3 protein-coding genes are annotated in these 2,092 nt (G+C 36.6%); all 3 read right to left on the reverse strand.

Annotated elements, in window-relative coordinates; genetic code table 11:
- Positions 1-212: 212 nt before the first annotated feature.
- Positions 213-467, reverse strand: a complete 255-nt coding sequence (locus J2Z23_RS22035; RefSeq protein ID WP_064467843.1) for a hypothetical protein — start codon at positions 465-467, stop codon at positions 213-215.
- 445 nt (positions 468-912) lie between these two features.
- Positions 913-1,353: an OsmC family protein gene (locus J2Z23_RS22040; protein ID WP_064467842.1), complete on the reverse strand. Its 441-nt coding sequence runs from the start codon at positions 1,351-1,353 to the stop codon at positions 913-915.
- 72 nt (positions 1,354-1,425) lie between these two features.
- Positions 1,426-1,956, reverse strand: a complete 531-nt coding sequence (locus J2Z23_RS22045) for a hypothetical protein (protein WP_238482898.1) — start codon at positions 1,954-1,956, stop codon at positions 1,426-1,428.
- Positions 1,957-2,092: the final 136 nt, after the last annotated feature.

Consider the following 2,092-nt stretch of genomic DNA (forward strand, 5'->3'; position numbering starts at 1 on the left):
TTGTCAAGAGCGATTGCGGTAGCTTACCACCACATTTAGACCGTAGAGCTACGTTTAGGCTTTTGTTTTCATAGAATTTTTGACACTACCTAAAATTCTATGATTACTCATATTTAAAGAAAAGCCAACTCATCACACATAATAAAACTCCTATTGCAGAAAATTTGTTAGAAAATATCACAATTTTTCTGTAATAGGAGTTTTCCTTGCCATTACTTTAATTTATAGATATCTTCATTGGGCTCTTTTAATTGCATTTGTTGTAATTCAAGTTTTAGTTTTTCCGTTTCTAATAAGTAATTTTCATGCTTCAATTTTTCTAACTCCAACTGGTCTTGAATAAATTGCCCTTTAATCTTTGCACTCTTTTGAATATGATCCGTAATAATACCGACAATTGGCACAGAAAAAATCATAATTCCTACAACCCACCACAAAAGAATCACCTCGTTTTGTGTTATTTTCATTAAGTGTAATATATTATGGAATAGACTTATATAGGTTTTGTACGTTTAAGTAAAGATTAAAGTTTCACAAACAATTTATTTTCTTCCCTAATAGTAAACAACCACTAGCTCACCCATTACTAAAAGAGCAACATGAGGGACAAAAGCCCTCTTCCACCATAGATTGGAGGAAAAAACATCTAACAAATTCAAAAATACAACTATGGGAGATGTCTCACAACCTAAGCATGAGAAAAGATAAAGCAGGTTTCCTTTATACATGAGGCAGTATGAGCGAAGCCACTTAGGGTTCATACTCCCCTTCTATTCACTCATATGGAATGAATAAAAATCCTTTAACATAACTCCGCCACTTTGCCACAAAAATGACAAGTTATCTTCTCTATCCTTGCCTATTGTCAGCGTTAAATTGGACTTGGATCAACATTAATTGATCCTCTATTTTTCAGTGAATCTTCGCTTCCAATGCTACTTCCACATTGCCTTTAATCGCTTTAGAGATCATGCAGGTTTGCTCAGCCCTATGAACAAGCCTCTCAAGAAGTTCATAGGCTTTTTCTCCCGCATTTTCAGACAAGGTAACCGATGGTCGATGAATAATTTTTTTATAGGTGAAAACACCATTCGTCACATCGACAATTCCTTCTGATTCTAAAGCCATTTCCTTCAATGGTAAATCCGCCCGTTCGATCATCGCGGCTAATGTGATTAAATAACAAGTAGCAGCAGCTCCTAATAGCATTTCGTCAGGGTTTGTACCGCTTCCTGGTCCATCCATTTCGGCTGGAATGGATATTTTCGTTTTCAAATTGCCTGCATCAATATAACCTTCACTATTTCTCCCACCAGGCCACTGCGCCTGTAAATGAAAATGATGCTCCGCCATATGATCACCTCCACCTCATTGTAACAGATAAACGATATTTCGAAGTATGTTTCTAGCTTTTAGTTCATCCATTTAGATTCGATTTAAAAGTTCTAGTGATTTCAAAGCATATTTCAAAAAGCTCCCGATGTCTTCCATATGTTCTTCTGTTAACTTGGGCTTAAATTTAACCTCAATCCTGTTGATATACCCTGACTTTTGACCGTATTCAAAACTTAATGTTTGTGTTATCTGAACATCTTCTTCCCAAATCGAGGATAGTATTTGTTTTATTTGTTCACATTGTTCTTCCAGTTCGCTTACTGGTTTTGTAAATCGTAAAAGTAGAGAGCATCCAGGCTGAGCTTCAGGGATTTCCAAGATCTCCCCTGCCAAATCATCTAGTAAAGTCTCTAATTGTAATACCGCCGCGACATTAGGTTGGTCTCTCAATCTGAATTCAAGGGATAAACATCTTGCCAAAGTCGCGAAATCCATACGATCTTCTCTATTCTGTATCAGGATCTTCTTATCAATATTATCCAAATCATAAAGGTGATTTTCAAATGCCACTTTTAAATTTTCAAATATGGTTGGATCAAACATATAATGACCTCCGTTCATTCTTTCAACATCCTCTATTGTGAATGACCCCTCCTTAACACCCTTTCGGGTTGTTTGAAGAAGGGGCTTCCTGTTTCATGAACCATTGCATACTGGGGTTGTGCCAATATGTCTTACACAGTCTCCACAGGCGTAG

Origin of the sequence: Lederbergia galactosidilytica, assembly GCF_017873565.1 — a bacterium.
Classification (GTDB): Bacteria; Bacillota; Bacilli; order Bacillales; family Bacillaceae_C; genus Lederbergia; species Lederbergia galactosidilytica.